Raw genomic sequence first — 17,542 nt, forward strand, 5'->3', positions numbered from 1 at the left:
TGGGTCAGGCGTCGTCGTTGTGCAGGGCGCTGCCCTTCTTCCACTGGGTGAAGGGCATCTGCCAGTAGCCCCAGCCGTTGTCCCATTCGAGCTGGCGGTCGGTGCCGGTGATCTCGACGACGTCGCCGCGCTGCATGGTGTCGTAGAACCAGCGGGCCTGGTCGGGGCGGGCGTTGACGCAGCCGTGGCTGACGTTCTGGCGGCCCTGGGCCCAGACGTTGTCCTTGGCGTGGACGTACTCGCCGGAGTTGGAGATGCGGACGGCGTGGTTGATCATGACGTCGTAGTAGCCCTCGTCGCCCTTCTTGCGGCCCGGGGAGATCATGCGGACGGGGTTGCCGCGTTCCATGGTGAGGTGGACGCCGGAGGTGGTGGTGTACTCGCGGGTGGTGGCCATGCCGGCGCTGATGCGCATGGTCTGTACACGTTTGCCGTCCTTGTAGACGTACATCATGTGGGTGCGGGTGTCGACCTTGCTGACCTGCTTGGCGCCGATCTTGAGGGTGGCGGTGTAGTCCTTGGTGCCCCATAGGCCCTTGCCGGCCTTGATGCCGGTGATGCCGGCGTTGAAGGTGACCTTCTGGTGGGCGGGCCAGTACTTGGCGGTGCGGTAGATGACCTTGCTGTCGTTGACCCAGCGCCAGGCGCCGTCGACGGGCTTCTCCGCGTCGATCTTCAGGGCGCGTTCGATGGCGGCCTTGTCGGCGACGGGCTGGTTGAAGGTGACGATGATGGGCGCGCCGACGCCGAGGGTCTCGCCCTTGGCGTTGGGGGTGACGTCGATGACCTGGAGGGCGCGTTCGGGTTTGGCGGTGGTGAAGGTGCTGGTGGAGGTGGTGGCGCCGGCCTTGGCGGTGACGGTGTAGTCGGTGGAGGGCTTCAGCGGCGTCCTGGAGATCCAGCGGGTCTTGTCGGCGTTGTAGCGGCCCTGGATCTCGTCGCCGCCGGCTTCGACGGTGACGTCCTCGAGGGCGCCGCCGGCCGCGGCCACGACGATCTTCTTGTCGGGGCTGACGGTGGCGCTGCCCTCGGCGGGGCTGATCTTGACGACGGGGGCCTCGGGGGTGGCGCTGGCGGTGGCTTCGGGCGCGTCGGGCCGGCCGCCGGCGGCGTTGTCGCCGGTCGACGAGCAGGACGTGGTCAGCGCGGCGGCGGCCAGCAGGGCGAGCGAGACGGCCGGTGTCCGCCAAGCGGTCGCAACGTTCACAACTGTCCTCTCCCCCGGGGTGGTCATCGCACCCCAAAAACCTTAATGCTCCTGCATGTAAGACGAGGAATCATATGGGAGAGTTCGGTCACATTTAGATCACTGTTGGGTGATCGGGCCTGCTCAACGCGGGGTCAGGCGGTAGGTCAGGCCGGTGTGCCGGCGGCCGGCGCCCTTGGTGCGTACGGCCTGGGCCAGCGCCCGGCGGGAGCCGACGATCACCACGAGCCTTTTGGCGCGGGTGATGGCGGTGTAGAGCAGGTTGCGCTGCAGCATCATCCAGGCGCTGGTGGCCAGCGGCACGACGACGGCCGGGTATTCGCTGCCCTGGGAGCGGTGGATGGAGACGGCGTAGGCGTGGGCGAGCTCGTCGAGCTCGTCGAAGGCGTAGTCGACGTGCTCGTCCTCGTCGGTCAGGACGGTCAGCTTGTGCTCGTCGGGGCGGATGTCGGTGACGATGCCGACGGTGCCGTTGAACACCCCGGCCGCGCCCTTGTCGTAGTTGTTGCGCAGCTGGGTGACCTTGTCGCCGACGCGGAAGACACGCCCGCCGTAGCGGCGCTCGGGCATGCCCTCGCGGGCGGGGGTGAGGGCCTCCTGCAGGGCGATGTTGAGCGCGCCCGCGCCGGCGGCGCCGCGGTGCATGGGGGCCAGGACCTGTACGTCGCGGCGGGGGTCGAGGCGGAAGCGGGCGGGGATGCGGCGGGCGACGACGTCGACGGTGAGCGCGGCGATCTCCTCCGGCTCCTCGCAGGGGAACAGGAAGAAGTCCTTCATGCCCTCCAGGACGGGGTGGCGGCCGGTGTTGACGCGGTGGGCGTTGACGACGACGCCGGACTCCTGGGCCTGGCGGAAGATCTGGGTCAGGCGCACGCGCGGGATCTCGGGCGCGGCCAGGAGGTCCTTGAGCACCTCGCCGGCGCCGACGGAGGGCAGCTGGTCGACGTCCCCGACGAACAGCAGGTGGGCGCCGGGGGCGACGGCCTTGACGAGCTTGTTGGCCAGCAGCAGGTCGAGCATGGACGCCTCGTCGACGACGACGAGGTCGGCGTCGAGGGGGTTGTCGCGGTCGAAGGTGGCCTCGCCGCCGGGGCGCAGCTGCAGCAGCCGGTGGACGGTGGTGGCCTCGTGGCCGGTCAGCTCGGCCAGGCGTTTGGCGGCGCGGCCGGTGGGGGCGGCCAGGATGACCTTGGCGCGTTTGGCGCGGGCGAGGGTGACGATGGAGCGTACGGTGAAGCTCTTGCCGCAGCCCGGGCCGCCGGTCAGGACGGCGACCTTCTCGGTGAGGGCCAGGCGGACGGCCTGGCGCTGCTCGGGGGCGAGCTCGGTGCCGGTCTGGCGGTGCAGCCAGGACTCGGCGCGTTCCCAGTCGACGTCGGCGAAGGACTTGAGCCGGTCGTGGCCGGCGTGGCGGCCGCCGCGCAGCAGGGTGAGCAGGGTGCCGGACAGGGACAGCTCGGCGCGGTAGAAGGGCGGCAGGTAGACGGCGGGGACGGTGTTGTCGCCGGCGGGGACGTCCTCGGCGACGACGCCCTCGGTGGCGGCCAGCTCCTGCAGGCAGGTGGTGACCAGGTCCGGCGGCACGTCGAGGATCTTGACGGCGTCGGCGGTGAGGTTGGGGGCGGGCAGGTAGCAGTGGCCGTCGTCGGCGGCCTGGGACAGGGTGTAGCGCAGGCCGGCCTTGACGCGTTCGGGGCTGTCGTGGGGGATGCCGACGGCCTGGGCGATGGTGTCGGCGGTCTTGAAGCCGATGCCCCAGACCTCGTCGGCGAGCTTGTAGGGCTGGGTGCGCACGACGGAGATGGACGACTCGCCGTACTGCTTGAAGATGCGCACAGCGATCGAGGTGGACACGCCGACGCCCTGCAGGAAGATCATCACCTCTTTGATGATCTTCTGTTCCTCCCACGCGGCGGCGATCATCTTGGTGCGTTTGGGACCGAGGCCGGGAACCTCGACGAGGCGTTCGGGCTGCTGCTCGATGACGTCGAGGGTGCCGGTGCCGAAGTGGTCGACGATGCGCTCGGCCATCTTGGGACCGATGCCCTTGATGAGGCCGGAGCCGAGATAGCGGCGGATGCCCTGGACGGTGGCCGGCAGCACGGTGGAGTAGGACCACACCTCGAACTGGCGGCCGTAGCGGGGATGGGAGGTCCAGCGGCCGTGCAGCCGCAGCGACTCGCCGACCTGCGCGCCGAGGAGGGGGCCGACGACGGTGAGCAGGTCGGCGCCGGTGCGCTCGGTGGCGACGCGGGCGATGGTGTAGCCGGTCTCCTCGTTGGCGTACGTGATGCGTTCGAGGACTGCGTCTAAGGCCACAGCGAGTGGACCGTCTGGCACGGGAACCTCCTTCCATCCGCAGCCAGGGTAGAGCAGCGGCCCCTGCGCGGACGCAGCCCCACGCCAGCCGGAAGACCGCAGCGGGCCGTCTCACCGCCCATGAGGTCGTAGGGATCACGAGAATCCCCGCGGAAGCGTTCGCCGCCGCTGGCCGGGCCCCTGCCGAAGTGCGGGCTCGCCGAGACTCCTGTCTGCTCAAAAGGCGGGCCCGCATCGCGTACATGCCTGGAGGCCGCTCGGTGGAGGAGTCGGCGGCATCATCCTCGAACTGCGCCGCAGGGCCCGCGGGCGAGCCCGTCTCAACTAGCGTTTCTGCTAGCCGACTGAACTCCGGCTCTGAGTCCAGCGCTTTCGTCCTGGGCCCTGACCAAGCGCACGTTCACACGCCGCTGTCCGCGCATCTCCGCTCGGCGTCGGCCGGCGGCGTCCAGACCTCCATGACCGCGCCAGCGAGAACCACGGCCTGGGCCTGCTCATCCAGCAGCGGCCAGCGCAGCCGCGCGTCAGCGGCGCACCCGCAGGGTGCGGCCCTGCACCTGCCAGTCGCACACGCCCTGCTCGGCGAGGTTGATCAACACGGCCAGCAGATCGGTGCCCGCGGGGCGAGGCCAGGAAGCGTGCCATGCCTCTGCACCTCGTCAATATCTGCGAGACGATGTCGCCCACGCTGATGAACGGGAACTGCCGCTTGCCATCGATCATCCCGATCGACGGGGACAAGCTCAGCTTGCGCAACATCCAGGCATAGTCCGGCATGTCGTAGGAACGCGTCAGCGCCTGATCCGCGCCGTCCCCCGACCTCTTGATGCACAGGAACCGGCTGTTCGTCGGCTTCGACCACTCCACCGCCACCTTAGATTGCGACGCCAGCACGATTCCTCCCTCGCGGCGTCATTGACGATTGCTGCGACAAGCTCACGTCGACCGGATTACACGAGAATCATGGCCGTTCTAGCGCGTTTAGCTACGATCAGCAATGTGGGAGGAAAGCGACGCAAGCCCTCCAAAGGAGGGGTTCAGCTTAGTCATGAGCAAACCAACCTCATTGCCGCATTGAGCCTGCTTGTCGCAGTTACAGCCTTGGCACCAGCCACAGGATCATTCATCACGGACCTGATCGGAGCCTTTGGCTCCTCCCGGACGGCCGAGGAGCCACCCTCCGCTGCATCCTCGACTGAGCAAGCCTCAGTGGCCCGCCCTGCCGAGCTGCTCGAATTTCTGCGTTGGCAGGAGCATCAGACATCCCTACTGGCAGAACAAGCGCAGGCTGAGATCGAAGCGTTGGCAGCGACCCAGGTGACCGGTGACCGCTCCGAGATTGTCGAACGGATCAAGGGTCTCAACATCAGAAAATCCGCTTACGAGACGAACGCTCGCTACTACCGCCAGGCAATTCGCCAGTTCACTGCTTCTCACTGACCGGCTTACCGGTCGGCGGCCAACTCTCGATCGATCTCCAGCCCCATCGTCGCCACTCGCACTGCATCGATACGAATGCCGTCGCGTAGCACTTGCAGAGAGTGGGGCTCACCACGCCAGGCCGTGAATGCAGGCTCTGCCACCTCGCCGTAGCGCTTGCAAGCAGCAACCTGGCTGAGCACGCGCGCCCGCGCGGTGACCGCATCGTTGTGCAGCACGGGAAGGGCATTTTTTCTTCGTCATCGGCGTACCTCGAACGAGGCGATGGCGATCATCTGGCGGCCGTTGGGATCGTAATGTCGCTGACGACCTCGGTGCCTTCGTCGTCCCGGACCATCCGCCGCTCGTCATCGATGAGATATGGCTCGTCCTCGACCGGCGCGTCGTAGACCGGCTCGTACGCGCCGTTCCCCCCGAAACGGCGCGATCGTGGCGGCATGCGGCAGCATCCGCAGCGGCAGCGCTGTACCCCCGGCCCCTCCTCCCGGTCAGCAGTAGGGGCCGTCGATGACGTAGCCGAGCAGCAGGCCCGCTTTGCGGAGGATCGACACGGCCTTCTGGGCGTAGCGGGGCGGCCCGGACTCGCCGGTGCCCGCGCGGTCGAGCTGGACGCTGCCGATCTTCACCGTTTGACGGCGGAGGCAACGCCGTCCTGTCCGGTTTGTGTGCACGTCGCCTGCACGACCGCCTCCCGCTCCTCCGGGTCGGCCGGTCTGCCGTCGCCGTCCACGCGGTAGACGGTGCACAGCAGCTCGTCGATCCGCTCCGACGGCCGCTCCAGGTCCCCCTCGATGTCGGCCGGGGCGGGTGTAATCGGTGTAGCCGTCCGAGGTCGCGTACACCAGCACGGCGGCCCCCTTCTCTAGCTGTTCGAGGACCGCGACCGTCAGGCCAGTCACCCCGCCGCCGTAAATCGATACGCACCTTGCCGTCGCTGCGCCGGTAGACGGTCGGAAGCGGCGGGATGAGCACATCGCCCGAGGTGGCGGGGAACGTGGACTGGCGGTCGGTGATGGGGCGGTGAGCATGTTCTCGGCGATCTCGCCGATGGGCGGCGGTTAGATTGCCGCCGGGGGCGCAGTGATGATTATGCGTGCTTTTCCATATGCCATAGTGGCGCAATGCTGGTGGGTAGGAGATTGGCGGGGGCGGGGGCCGTCGCTCCAGTGTTCCACCGCATTTCTGCAGGTCATGTTGTGTCTTTCTGAAATCAGCTTGCCATAAGCTCGTCTCGTCCCCACAACAATCATTGATGTGGGGAACGCGCGTCTCCAAGCGGCGCTGAGCCCTTCAAGGAGTGTCCCCCGCTCCACGCGATGAACGCTAGGAAATGCTCACGCGCGATCCTGGCAGCGCGTAGACGCAAGCATGAGCGCTTGCGCGAAATGGACGTAGCTCGACAGCTACACAATCCTGCCCACCCGACTCGCGGGCCCTCCTCCGGCCGCGACGCGACGTACCGTCATCGCATGACTAGAGGCATGTGGTGTAATCAAAAGCGTCTCTGGCTCCTTGGCGAGAAACTGCTACTCGACGGCATGATGCTGCTGTCGGCGGCTGGGGGGCTGTTCCTTTCGGCCGACTCGGCGATCCCGCAGCGTGGTTTGCTCCTGGGAGCCTTCGGGCTAGGGTTCGTTTGGGCGGCAAGCATACGTTATGCCCGACTTGTCGAGATCCTGCTCGCTCGGTTCGAGTACTTCAGGATGTACCGGGGCTCTAGAGGGGCGTTCACTGCCGAGCTGAGCTTCCCCGGCGCGAATTCCCGTGTCGCCAAGATCAGCCTCGGTCATGAGGACAACATCGTCATCGCCAAACCACTGTCGCGACGAGAATTCTTTCGAGCATTTGTGGCCGAGCTGCCCGGGCGACGCCTGGGCGCCTTTCTCCTGCTTGCTGTTGCAGTGCTGGCCCTTGTTATGAACAGCTACAAGCCGACTGCCACACCAACACCACTGCCGGCACCACGTGTGACGGTGACAGCAACTATCACCTCCGCTCCCAGCATCACTGCGGAATCAGATCCGGCAGCCATCCCAGGGCCAGCCGCGACTGCCGACTCGACGGTCAAGCCCACGGACTGGATAACCGCGATCGCCACCGCGCTGGCTGCATTGGGCACCATCGCCGGCAGTATCGGCACGCTGCTCGCGGCCCGAGCCGCCCTGCTCGCTGTTCGACTTCGACCTGCGGCCACGGATACCTATCCTGTTCTCACCGCCCAGCAACTCCTAGTCGCTCTTATGGCAAACCGAGAGGGTCAAATGCCCTCCCAGCCGGCGGCAACGCCAGCCCCGACGCCCCCACCTGATGCCAATGCCAAGACGTCCGGCACTCCTGACGCCCCGGACGATCCTTCTGCTTGATTCGACGACACCTGCGAGGTGTGCCAGGCGGCACCACAGTTGCGGCGAAAACGGTCGTTGCAACCAGCCAGCAAGGCCGGCCTTCTACGCTCGACGCATGACGGAGAAGCGCCGACGCCCGCCCTCCCAGCGCACGATCCTGCTCGTCGCCGCAATGCTGCTCCTGGCCGCACTCATCTGGATACTCGGGCCCGGTGCCCGCTGGGTTGTCGACTTCGACGTGGACGTCACCAGACTCCCGGAGAAAGACCTCGCGGTCGCCGCCGACGCCGTACGCGGTAGGGCACTCGCGATCGCCACCGGCGTGGTCGCGCTGGCCGCTGTCTACTACACCGCACGCAACGCCGAAACCGCCCGCCGGGCCGTCGAACTGACGCAGCAGACCTCAACCCGCACCTTGGAGCTGACCGAGCAAGGCCAGGTGACCGACCGGTACACCAAAGCCATCCAACAGCTCGGTGACCCCGACAATCTGCATATCCGCATCGGCGGCATCTACGCCCTTGAGCGCATCGCCCGGGACTCCGAACGCGACCACCGCACCATCCAGGAGGTGCTCACAGCCTTCGTACGCGAGTACAAACCCGAGGCCGAACAGCCGTCAACTCAGGCCACAGGGAATCCGACGCCGAAAGCTGCAGATGTTCCCAGTAAGGTGCCCGCTGACGTTCAGGCTGCACTCAGCGTCATCGGTAGAACGCACATGATGAGTGTGGACCTGAGCGGCGCGAAGCTGAGCGGCGCGAACCTGAGCGAGGCAAGCCTGGCCGGCGCAGACCTGGTCGGCACCGATCTGGGCGGCGTGAACTTGGGCGGCGCAGACCTGACCGGCGCGAACCTGAGCGGCGCCAAGCTGAGCGGCGCCAACCTGAGCGGCGCGAATTTGGAGGGCGCGGACCTGAGCGGCACGGACCTGACCGGCGCGGACTTGATCGGCACGAAGCTGACCAACGCGAACCTGAGAGACACGAAGATGCCCCGGGCGGACCTGATCGGCACGAACCTGACCGGTGCGGACCTGACCGGTGCGGACCTGAGCGGCGCGAACCTGGCCCGCGCGGACCTGGCCCGCGCGGACCTGAGCGGTGCGAAGCTGAGCGGCGCGAACCTGGCCCGCGCGGACCTGGCCCGCGCGGACCTGAGCGGTGCGAAGCTGAGCGGCGCGAAGCTGATCAACACGAGGCTGAGAGGCACGAACTTGTTCCGCGCGGACCTGAGCGGCGCGGACCTGCTTGGCGCGCAGCTCACCAGAGCGCAGTACGACATGGCGGCAACGACGGAGCGCGCAACCCCGCCTCACTACTTCCTTGATGATTTGTCCAAGATGCGGGTTCAGCCGTCATAGCGCCGCTCCCGGAGCTTCATCCCTTCGCCTGCCGTGTGGTATCGCTTTCGCTCTTGCGGTTCGCGCGACCTCGCGCTGCTCGACACCGGCGATCTGGAGGGCGGCCTCATGACGGTGGTGCGGGCGATGAGGTCAGTCGAGGTCGGCGAGGACCGTGTCCAGGACCTTGGTCAGGGTTTCGGCGTTGGTGGGGTCGAACCAGGTGGTGCGGATCCGTTCGTTGAGTCCGTTCGGGGTCTCGTGGTCGGCGGCGAGCCGCTGGAGGGAGCGGCTCTCGTCGGCCAGGGAACGGCCGGCCGCCCCGAACAGGCCGCGGACGTAACGCTCGGCCTCGTCGGGGTCGAGGCCGTGGCCGGCCGCCCACGTCGCGAGCGTCGCCAGGAACGAGTAGTGGGTGGTCAGCGTGCCGGTCAGCGCGGACATGACGTTGAAGGCGGCCTCGTCCGCGACCGGCAGCGCCTGCCCCAGGCGGGCGAAGAAGGCGTCCACGGCCGGGTGCGACGGGTACGTCACGGTGACGCAGCGGCGTTCACGTACGGGGGGCAGGGGGATGGCCCGCGCCAGCGGGACGCCGGGGCCCAGGATCCGGCGCAGCTCGGCGAGCGCGATGCCGGCCATCACGCTGACCACGACCGTGCGCTCGTCCACCCGCAGGCCGGCGAGCGCGTCGGCGGCGTCGGGGCGGCGTACGGCGATGATCACCAGGTCGGAGCGGTTCACCACCTCCTGGTTGCCGGCGCACACCCGGACGTTGGGGTGGCGTGCGGACAGTTCGGCGGCGGCGCGGGCGCCTCGCGGTGACAGGTGGATGCGCGGCGGGTGGTCGACGCCGTCGCTCAGGCCGTCCACGATGGCGCGGCCGATCTCGCCGACGCCGATGATGCCGATGTGCTGCACGGTGGCTCCTGGGTGAAAGGGTGGTCCGGTCTGCGGCGTAGAACATACCGTCAGCGGTCCGTCCCGACCGCGCACGCCCTCGACACGCGGCCGATCCTGAAATGATCGCTGCCGGGCGTACATAGGCAGAGGTGTCCACATAAATGATCCGATGAGGAGACCTACCATGGGAACCGCCCGTGGATGACGAGCGGCGGGCCAGGTTTGAGGCCGCCTACAACCGGGACTACGGCCTGATCACGGCTTACGCCGCGCGCCGCTGCGACTCCCCGCAGGACGCCGCCGACGTGGTGGCGGAGACGTTCACCATCGCCTGGCGGCGGGTCGAGGAGCTGCCGGAGGGGGCGGAGGCCACGCCCTGGTTGTACGGGGTGGCGCGCAAGGTGCTGGCCAACCACTTCCGCGGTGACAACCGCCGCCGGGCGCGCACCGCCGAGCTCGACGCCGAGATGGCCGACCTGTACGGCCACTCCCCCGACACCGAGGTCGAGCTGGACGCGATCGGCCGGGCGTTCAGGAGCCTGTCCGAGGAGGACCGGGAGCTGTTGTCCCTGGTCGCCTGGGAGGGCCTGGAGCGCGAGGAGATCGCCACGGCGCTGGGACTCTCGCGCAACGCCGTACGCATCAGACTGCACCGCGCGCGCAAGCGCCTGGCCCGCGCGCTCGCCCGAGCGGGCGAGCAGCCGGACGCCCGGCCGGGCGGGCAGGCGGAGGAGCAGGCAGGCGCGGGCAACCCGCTGGTCCCGTCGGAGAGGTCGCTGTGAGGGAGACCATGAACAACAGGGACACCATGCACAACACCGACGACACCGATGACACCGACGCGATCGCGGCGATCAGGGCGCTGGCCCGGGTCGAGCCCGGCGGCCGGGGCGGCGAGGCGGCCGGCGCGGCCGGGCAGGCGCTGCTGGCCGCGATCACCTCGCAGGAACCCCCGCAGGACCTGCCCGCGGCGGCGCGACCGGAGATCAGGCCGGCCCGGCGGTGGCTGCTGCGGCGGCCGGTGCTCGGGCTGGCGGCCGCGGTCGCGCTGGCCACGGGTGTCGTGGCGGCGCCGATCGTGCTGCGCGACGGCGCGCCCAGCTCCTACGCCGTCACGCTCGACGACGGGACGGCCACGATCGAGATCCGCGACTTCGAGGACGCCGCCGGGCTGGAACGGCGGCTGAAGGAGCTGAAGGTGCCCGCGCTGGTCGACCACGTGCCGGAGGGCATGATGTGCCGGGAGCCGCGCGGCAAGCACGTGGAGAACATCCCGCGCGGCCTGTACAGCCTGCCGGAGAACATCCCCGGCGAGTCCGAAGGCTGGCGGATGCGGATCAACACCAGGCTGTTCGGGCCCGGCCAGACGTTCGTGTGGACCATCAGCGGCAAGGGCGGCATGACCTCGACGTACCTCATGGAGGGGCCGGTCGCGGCCTGCGAGCCCGTGGCCGTGCCCACGCCGCCGGTCGAGGAGCCGGAGTTCCGCACCGCGACCGTCAAGGGGCGTTCGCTGCAGGGCCTGCGCGTGGACGAGAAGACCGTCGGCGAGGTCCTGCCCGAGCTGCGCAGGCGCGGCAAGAAGGTCGTCTTCGCGATCATCTCCGTGCCTCCGGGCAACCCCGGCGGCTTCGGCATCGAACGTACCCAGAAGGAGCCCGTCGGCGACGGCTTCGTGGTGTGGGAGGCCGAGGAGAACGCCGAAGGGGTGATCCGGCTGCTGGTGACGGAGCAGCGGCTGGACCGCAACCCGGTCTACGGCGGTCCCCGGGACGCGGCCTTCGACTAGCGCGGCCGCGTCCGGGCGGGCCGGGCCGCTACCGCAGTCTCGTCGTCGCGAGCTTCGGGTACGCGCTGATCTCGGCCTCGGTGAACCGCTCGCTCACCCACTGGCCGCGCGAGAACAGCTCGGTCTGGTCGGCGTGGTGCGGCGAGGCCGGGTTCGCCGACAGCGAGTAGGTCAGCACCGTACGGGTACGCGGCCCGGCCGGCGTCAGCTCCACCGCCATGAGGAAGCTGGAGCCGGTGTTGACGTCCGGATAGCGGCCCTGGTCACCGAGCTCGCCGCCGGTACGGATCCGGTCGAAGCACCCCTCCCCCTCGGTGCAGCCCGGCACCGGCACCGTGCCGTAGCGCTGGGCCTGGCCGGGCGTCAGCGTCAGCGGCAGACCGGCGGCGGTGAACGAGCGCACGGCGTCGGCCAGCGCGCTCTCCACCACCGGATGGGTGACGTCGAGCCCGCGCGGCGTGGTGAGCGGCTGCGCGGCGTCGAACGGCACCTTCCACCAGCCGTCCGGAGGGGCGGGCGGGCCGTCGTCCCGCCGGTGGGGGCGGTTCAGGCCCAGGAAGAACTCGCGCCACAGGATCGCGCCGCGGCTGTCGAGACGGGCCCGCCCGTCCCAGGCCGCCAGGGTGGCGCACGCCTGCCGTACGTCGACCTTGGTGCCGTCGCTCGCCGTCATCACGGGCCTGGCCCGGCACAGCGCGCGCAGGTCCGTGCGCAGCAGCTCGGCGCTCAGGTTGCGTTTGCCGGTCGCGCTGCGCTGGAGGGTGTCCAGCGTGAAGCCGGCGGCGCCGAGCCCGTCGCCGCCCGACAGCCGCTGGGCGATCATGTCGAGGCCGACCCGGGTACGCAGGTCCCGTCGCGTCCCGGTGTCGCCGTAGACGCGGGGGTAGCCGGTCAGCGGCGCCGCGGGGTTGGTCAGCCAGGGGCTGGCGTTGGCGTTGGTCACGTAGTCGGCGCGGGCCAGCCGGGGCTGGGCGGCGGGGCCGAAGATCCCCGGCTCGACCGCGTCGGCGTCCCTCCCCCACAGGCAGGCCGACCGGGAGCCGTCCAGGACGAGCAGGCCGGGGTCGTCGAAGGTGCGGCAGCGCGCGGCCTGCTCGTCGGTGACGTGCGGGACGATCGAGGTGTCGGCGAAGTACGTCTGACCGCCGGAGTCGGCGGCCAGCGTGTAGACGAACGGCATGCCCTGGTGGGCGTCCTGCGCGCGGCGCAGCGCGGGCACGTCGCGGGCGGCGGCGAAGGCCAGCCACTCGTCGGCGAAGCGCAGGTTGGCGGCGTTGGCGTCGGCCAGGGCGAACGCGCTCGTCCGCGTCCAGTCCATGCCGAGCACCGGGCCGTAGCGGGAGGTGTGGACGGCCGTGGTGACCTGGCCGATCGTGCCGCCGGCCTCGCGTACGGCGACCGTGACCTCCTGCCGGCCCATCGGCTCGGCCCTGCCGTCCACCAGGTACGTGGTGCGCGCGCCCGGCACGAGCGTGAGCCGGTACAGGGTGAAGTGGTCGGCGTGGGAGACGGTGTGCGTCCAGGCCAGGCTCGCGTTGTGGCCGATCTGCACCATGGGAGTGCCGTACAGGCTGCCGCCCGACACGTCGAGCACGCCCGGGATCGTCAGGTGGACCTGGTAGAAGCGGCGGCTGCCGTTCCACGGGAAGTGCGGGTCGGCCAGCAGCATGCCGTGGCCGTCGCGGGTGGCCTCACGGCCGAGCGCCCAGGCGTTGCTGCCGGGGGCGGGCGTCTTGCCGTCCGGCCGGTCCGGCTTGTCTTCCTGCGGGGGCTTCCTCGCCGCCTGGCCCGAGGCGGCGATGGCCTCCTTGAAGGAGGAGCTGCCGCCCAGGCGGCCCAGGTCGAGCAGGTTCATCCAGACGTCGGAGGCGGTGATGGGGCCGACCCACTCCTTGCCCCGGCAGGTCGGGTCCGGCAGCCGGGCCACGCCGGTGTCGCTCAGGTAGCGGTTGTAGCCGGCGACGTAGCCGTCCACGAGCGCGCGCAGCTCGGCGCTCGGGCCGTACGGGGCGGGGCGGGCGAGCACGCGGCGCAGCACGCCCGACGAGCGGACGTAGGTGTAGTAGGCGTCGCTGGCCAGGTTGGAGATCGGGTCCATGACGTCGTCGGACGTCGCCTCCGCGCCGAAGTGGCGTGAGCGCTCGCCGCGCAGGGTCAGCACCCATGAGGCCATGACGCACACGTTGTCCTGCGCGAAGGCGTAACCGTAGCCGTAGCCGAGACCGCCGTGGTCCTTGGCGGAGATGTGCGGGATGCCGTACTCGGTGCGCCTGATGTCGGCGGAGTAGCGGCCCCCGTCAGCGCTCGCCGGTGCGGCGACGAGTAAGGAGGCGGCCAGCACGGTGGTCAACACGGGGGCCAACACGGGGGCCAGGCGCCGGGAAGCTGTTGTGATCATCGGCTGGTCCTCATTCGAATCGGGCGTTGTCGGGCGCGGTCACGCGCCTGAGCAGGGGCAGGCCGGCCAGGACGATCAGCAGCGCGGCCAGCAGCCCGCCGCCGACGGTCAGGAGGTAGCCGGCGCCGGGCAGCGCGGCGGGAGCGCTCTTGATCGCGAGCTGGTCGATCACCGGCCCGGCCACGCCGAAGCCGGCGGCCGCCGCCACCAGGGCGGCCAGCAGCACAGGGACGGCCGTCTCCAGCACCACCACCAGGGACAGGGTCCGCGTCGGGGTGCCGCTCAGCCGCAGCAGCGTGAACGGCTGCCTGCGCTCCACCACGCCCCCGGCGACCGCCACCAGCAGGCCGCACCCCGCCACCAGCAGGGTCAGCGCGACGATGGCCAGCGCGACGCGCTCCACCTGGTCCAGCAGCACCTCGCGGAACCGGGCGACCTCGGCGAACGTCAGCGGGGTCTCGGCGCTGCCGGAGCGGGCCACGTACGGGGTGAGCGAGGTGCGGATGCGCTCGCGGACGGCCGGGTCGTCGGCCCGGATGAGGACCGCCGCCAGGGAGAGCCCGTCCGAGGCCGCCGCCCCGGCCTTCCCCGAGTCGGCGTCATTCCCGGAGCCGGAGCCGACGTCCTTCCCTGTGCCGGTGCCGGCGGGCGCGGACGGGCTGGTGGGGTCCACGATCGGCAGGTTGCGGTCGACCGACAGCAGGTTGTCGCTGGTCAGCAGCCGGTTGAAGTCGGCCGTGACCGCCCGCACGCCCGGCGCGCACGCGCCCAGCGCCGGGAAACGGGCCAGGTCGTCGCACGAGACCACGTGCCCGAGCATGAAGTCGAGCCGGCAGCCGGGCCCCGGGTCGCACGGCAGCGGCGCGGCGGGCGGGTCCTGGGTCGTGGTCCTGCGGTAGATCGGCAGCACGGTGACGCCCGGATGGGCGCCCACCTCGGCGAGCAGCTCGTCGGCCTCGCCCGGCGGCAGCGGCCGGCCGGGAGCGGCGTCGGCGTAGCCGAACGGGACGCGCATCACCTCGTTCAGCGTGCCGTCGCCCGCCGCCAGCTGGCCCGAGACGACGGCAGGGACGATCCCGGCGACGGCCGTGCCGATGAAGACCGCCAGCACGATCCCGTTCACCGACCGGAAGGCCGCCTTCGGTTCGGCCGCCAGCCGCCGGGCGGCCAGCAAGGTCGCCGCGCCCCGGGTGAGGCGGGCGGCCAGCCGCGCGGCCAGCATCGTCAGCCACGGCCCGGCCACCATCAGACCGACCATGATCAGCGCCAGCCCTGCGTCGGCGAGCAGCGGGTCCGGCTCTCTGCCGCCGCCCGCGAACGCCGGGCCCGCGAACAGTCCCAGCCCCGCCAGCAGCGGCAGCACCCGCCACCAGCCCGGGGCGGAGGCCCGCGTCCTGCGGGCCGCGCCGAGCGGGGTGATCCGCACCCGGCGCAGCGACCACACGGCGGCGGCCGCCGCGGCGAGCGGCACACCCGCGATCACGATCGCGTACTGCGGCGCGGTCGGCGTGACCACGTCGGGGAAGAAGCGCGAGCCGGTGATGGCGACGCCGGCCAGCGCGGGCCGTACCGCCTGGAACAGCGCGACGCCGGCGAGCGCGCCCAGCAGCGCGCCGAGCGCCGCGTCCGCCGAGGCGATTGCGTTGATCTGGCGCGCGGTGGCGCCGGCCAGCCTGACGGCGGCGAAGCGGGCCTCGCGGCGGGCGGCGGCCAGGCGCGTGGCGGTGCCGACGAGGACGAGCAGCGGCACGATCAGGCCGATGGCGGCGATGCCGAAGCCGTGCTCGTACAGGGCCGTCAGGTCGTCGGCGGCCGGGTCCTGCGCGGCCGGGAAGGTGGCGACGGTGTCGACGGCGACGGTGCCGGCCATGCCGGCCAGCTCGCCGGGGGTCCGGCCGACGACGGCGACCAGGTCGTCGGGGCCGGACAGCGCCGCCCGCCCGACGAGGCCGGCGCGGGCGCCGGGGAAACGGTCGGCGAGCTGCTCGCGCGGCACGGCGGCCATCAGCTCGGCGAGCGCGGGCGAGACGTAGAAGCGTCCGGCCGCGGGCAGCGCCGGCACCCCGGGCACGGCAGGGGCGGGCGCGGCCGGGTCGAGGACGGCGACGTCGAGCCGTTCGATCGGGCGGCCGGCGTAGGAGTCCTGGCGGTGGTTCCACAGCGCCGCGCCCTGGGTGGCGCCCAGTGCCCAGCCCGCCGGTGCGGAGCCCGTCGTGCACTCCCAGCAGGGGCGCTCGGCGGTGACGCGGAAGGCGTTGAACAGCGCCACCGTGGACAGCAGCACCGTGACCCCCATCGCGACGGCGGCGGCGACGAGCGCCAGCCGGACGGCCGCCTCCCTGCCGCCGCGCAGCGACAGCCGCAGGCCCAGCCAGAACGTCATCGCACGGCCTCGCCTGCGTACTCGTCGGCGTAGGGGTCGGTGACCTTGCCGTCGCGTACGATGACCTCCCGGTCGGCGCAGGCGGCGACGCGGGAGTCGTGGGTCACCACGATCACGGTGACGCCCTCCTGGCGGGCCAGGCCGACGAGCAGGTCCATGACCTTCTCGCCGGCGAGCGAGTCGAGCGCGCCGGTGGGCTCGTCCGCGAAGATCACTTTGGGGCGGGTCACCAGCGCGCGGGCGATCGCGACTCGCTGCGCCTGCCCTCCCGACAGCTCGCCGGTGCGCCGCTCGCCCAGGCCGTCCAGCTCCAGCCGCTCCAGCCAGCCGCGTGCCCGCTGGTAGGCGTGCCTGCGCCCGGTTCTGCCGAGCAGCAGCGGCAGGGCGACGTTGTCGGCCGCGGTGAGCTCCGGCACGAGCTGGCCGAACTGGAAGACGAAGCCGAACGCGGTGCGGCGCAGCCGTGACCGGCCGGCGTCGCCGAGGGTGTCCAGCCGGTGGCCGTCGAACCAGACCTGGCCGGTGTCGGGCGTGAAGATGCCGGCCAGGCAGTGCAGCAGGGTGGACTTGCCGGAGCCGGAGGGGCCCATGATCGCCAGGATCTCGCCCGCCGTCACCGACAGGCTCGCCTCGCGCAGCGCCGGAGTGCGGCCGTAGGAACGGCTGATCGAGTCGGCCCGCAGCAGCGGGCCCGGCGCGGGTAGCGCGTCGATGGTCATGCGCGGCGCACCGTCTCCGCCAGTGCGCCCAGCCGGGCCGTGGTCACGTCGATCCAGCGCAGGTCGGCCTCCAGGTGGAACAGGGCGTGGTCGGCCAGCAGGGCGTCCACCAGGACGCCGCCGCGTTTGACCTCCGACAGCTCGCGCATGCGCCGCATGTGCGTGGCGCGCTGCAGGTCGAGGTAGCGCTGGGCGTCGTGGCCCAGCATCAGCGCCAGCACGACCTTGGTGAACAGCACCGTCTGCAGGAACGGCTCGGCCGCGACCGGTTCGGTCAGCCACGACTCCACCTCCTGCTTGCCGAGCGGGGTGAGGGAGTAGCGCTTGCGGTCGGGGCCCTCGCCCGGCTCGCTCCGGCCGGCGGTGACCTTGCCGTCGCGGGCCAGGCGGGCGAGCGTCGAGTAGACCTGCCCGAAGGGGAGCGGCTTGCCTCGGCCGAAGTAGGTGTCGTAGGCGCGTTTGAGGTCGTAGCCGTAGCTGGGCTCGCGGTCCAGGAGGCCGAGGAGGGCCAAGGGGACTGTCATGGCCGCCGACTATACACCAGGGGTATACACGCGGCGCATACGCCGGAGTGGGGTGATCGTCGCGGATGCGAACCATGTCGGGCCTGCCGGCATCGAATCACGCGACATCACAGATCGACCGGGGAGAACGATGGCGACCGCACTGCTCGACGGGGACCCGCAGCGGCTCGGGCCGT

Annotated in this window: 15 protein-coding genes; 6 read left to right on the top strand and 9 right to left on the bottom strand. The window is 70.8% G+C overall.

Annotated features, from left to right (window positions below):
* Positions 1-4 precede the first annotated feature (4 nt).
* A complete protein-coding gene (locus BMW85_RS32860; protein ID WP_091089318.1) occupies positions 5-1,207 on the bottom strand; it encodes a L,D-transpeptidase in 1,203 nt (400 codons plus the stop codon).
* A gap of 123 nt (positions 1,208-1,330) precedes the next feature.
* The gene (gene recD2 / locus BMW85_RS32865; protein WP_245775198.1) at positions 1,331-3,526 is read right to left on the bottom strand and encodes an SF1B family DNA helicase RecD2; all 2,196 of its coding nucleotides are present in this window, start codon (positions 3,524-3,526) and stop codon (positions 1,331-1,333) included.
* Between the two features lie 643 nt (positions 3,527-4,169).
* Between recD2 and BMW85_RS52110 the strand changes: the two genes are divergently transcribed.
* Both BMW85_RS52110 and BMW85_RS48735 read left to right on the top strand, forming a co-directional pair.
* Positions 4,170-4,295 (top strand): hypothetical protein, encoded by a 126-nt coding sequence (locus BMW85_RS52110; RefSeq protein ID WP_281249630.1) that lies wholly within the window; start codon positions 4,170-4,172, stop codon positions 4,293-4,295.
* A 194-nt stretch (positions 4,296-4,489) separates the two neighbouring features.
* Positions 4,490-4,966 carry a hypothetical protein gene (locus BMW85_RS48735; RefSeq protein ID WP_143082478.1) on the top strand — a complete coding sequence of 159 codons (477 nt, stop codon included), beginning with the start codon at positions 4,490-4,492 and terminating at the stop codon, positions 4,964-4,966.
* Between the two features lie 5 nt (positions 4,967-4,971).
* Here the strand turns inward: BMW85_RS48735 and BMW85_RS32870 are convergent, their stop codons facing one another.
* Positions 4,972-5,184, bottom strand: coding sequence for a hypothetical protein (locus BMW85_RS32870; RefSeq protein ID WP_091089323.1), 213 nt, complete (start codon positions 5,182-5,184; stop codon positions 4,972-4,974).
* Between the two features lie 270 nt (positions 5,185-5,454).
* Positions 5,455-5,592 (bottom strand): hypothetical protein, encoded by a 138-nt coding sequence (locus BMW85_RS49885; protein WP_177241003.1) that lies wholly within the window; start codon positions 5,590-5,592, stop codon positions 5,455-5,457.
* 843 nt (positions 5,593-6,435) lie between these two features.
* Between BMW85_RS49885 and BMW85_RS48740 the strand changes: the two genes are divergently transcribed.
* Complete coding sequence (locus BMW85_RS48740; RefSeq protein WP_143082479.1) at positions 6,436-7,329, top strand: hypothetical protein; 894 nt, start codon at positions 6,436-6,438, stop codon at positions 7,327-7,329.
* 97 nt (positions 7,330-7,426) lie between these two features.
* On the top strand, positions 7,427-8,674 hold the full coding sequence (locus tag BMW85_RS32875) for a pentapeptide repeat-containing protein (protein ID WP_218156030.1): 1,248 nt from the start codon (positions 7,427-7,429) through the stop codon (positions 8,672-8,674).
* Between the two features lie 132 nt (positions 8,675-8,806).
* Here the strand turns inward: BMW85_RS32875 and BMW85_RS32880 are convergent, their stop codons facing one another.
* Complete coding sequence (locus tag BMW85_RS32880) at positions 8,807-9,571, bottom strand: NAD(P)-binding domain-containing protein (protein ID WP_091089329.1); 765 nt, start codon at positions 9,569-9,571, stop codon at positions 8,807-8,809.
* A 179-nt stretch (positions 9,572-9,750) separates the two neighbouring features.
* On the opposite strand from BMW85_RS32880, the gene BMW85_RS32885 reads away from it, so the two are divergent.
* Together BMW85_RS32885 and BMW85_RS32890 are read left to right on the top strand one after the other, a co-directional pair.
* Positions 9,751-10,335: an RNA polymerase sigma factor gene (locus BMW85_RS32885; RefSeq protein WP_091089331.1), complete on the top strand. Its 585-nt coding sequence runs from the start codon at positions 9,751-9,753 to the stop codon at positions 10,333-10,335.
* A gap of 8 nt (positions 10,336-10,343) precedes the next feature.
* Positions 10,344-11,342, top strand: coding sequence for a hypothetical protein (locus BMW85_RS32890; RefSeq protein ID WP_143082480.1), 999 nt, complete (start codon positions 10,344-10,346; stop codon positions 11,340-11,342).
* A gap of 28 nt (positions 11,343-11,370) precedes the next feature.
* Here the strand turns inward: BMW85_RS32890 and BMW85_RS32895 are convergent, their stop codons facing one another.
* From BMW85_RS32895 to BMW85_RS48745, 4 genes are read right to left on the bottom strand one after another with little or no spacing between them, the layout of a single operon-like run.
* Complete coding sequence (locus tag BMW85_RS32895) at positions 11,371-13,695, bottom strand: penicillin acylase family protein (protein ID WP_245775199.1); 2,325 nt, start codon at positions 13,693-13,695, stop codon at positions 11,371-11,373.
* 55 nt (positions 13,696-13,750) lie between these two features.
* On the bottom strand, positions 13,751-16,123 hold the full coding sequence (locus tag BMW85_RS32900) for an FtsX-like permease family protein (protein ID WP_091089335.1): 2,373 nt from the start codon (positions 16,121-16,123) through the stop codon (positions 13,751-13,753).
* On the bottom strand, positions 16,120-16,842 hold the full coding sequence (locus BMW85_RS32905; protein ID WP_091089337.1) for an ABC transporter ATP-binding protein: 723 nt from the start codon (positions 16,840-16,842) through the stop codon (positions 16,120-16,122). The genes BMW85_RS32900 and BMW85_RS32905 overlap by 4 nt, the downstream gene beginning before the upstream one ends.
* On the bottom strand, positions 16,839-17,366 hold the full coding sequence (locus BMW85_RS48745) for a PadR family transcriptional regulator (protein WP_143082481.1): 528 nt from the start codon (positions 17,364-17,366) through the stop codon (positions 16,839-16,841). The genes BMW85_RS32905 and BMW85_RS48745 overlap by 4 nt, the downstream gene beginning before the upstream one ends.
* Positions 17,367-17,542 lie beyond the last annotated feature (176 nt).

This window comes from Nonomuraea wenchangensis, assembly GCF_900111685.1.
Lineage (GTDB): Bacteria > Actinomycetota > Actinomycetes > Streptosporangiales > Streptosporangiaceae > Nonomuraea > Nonomuraea wenchangensis.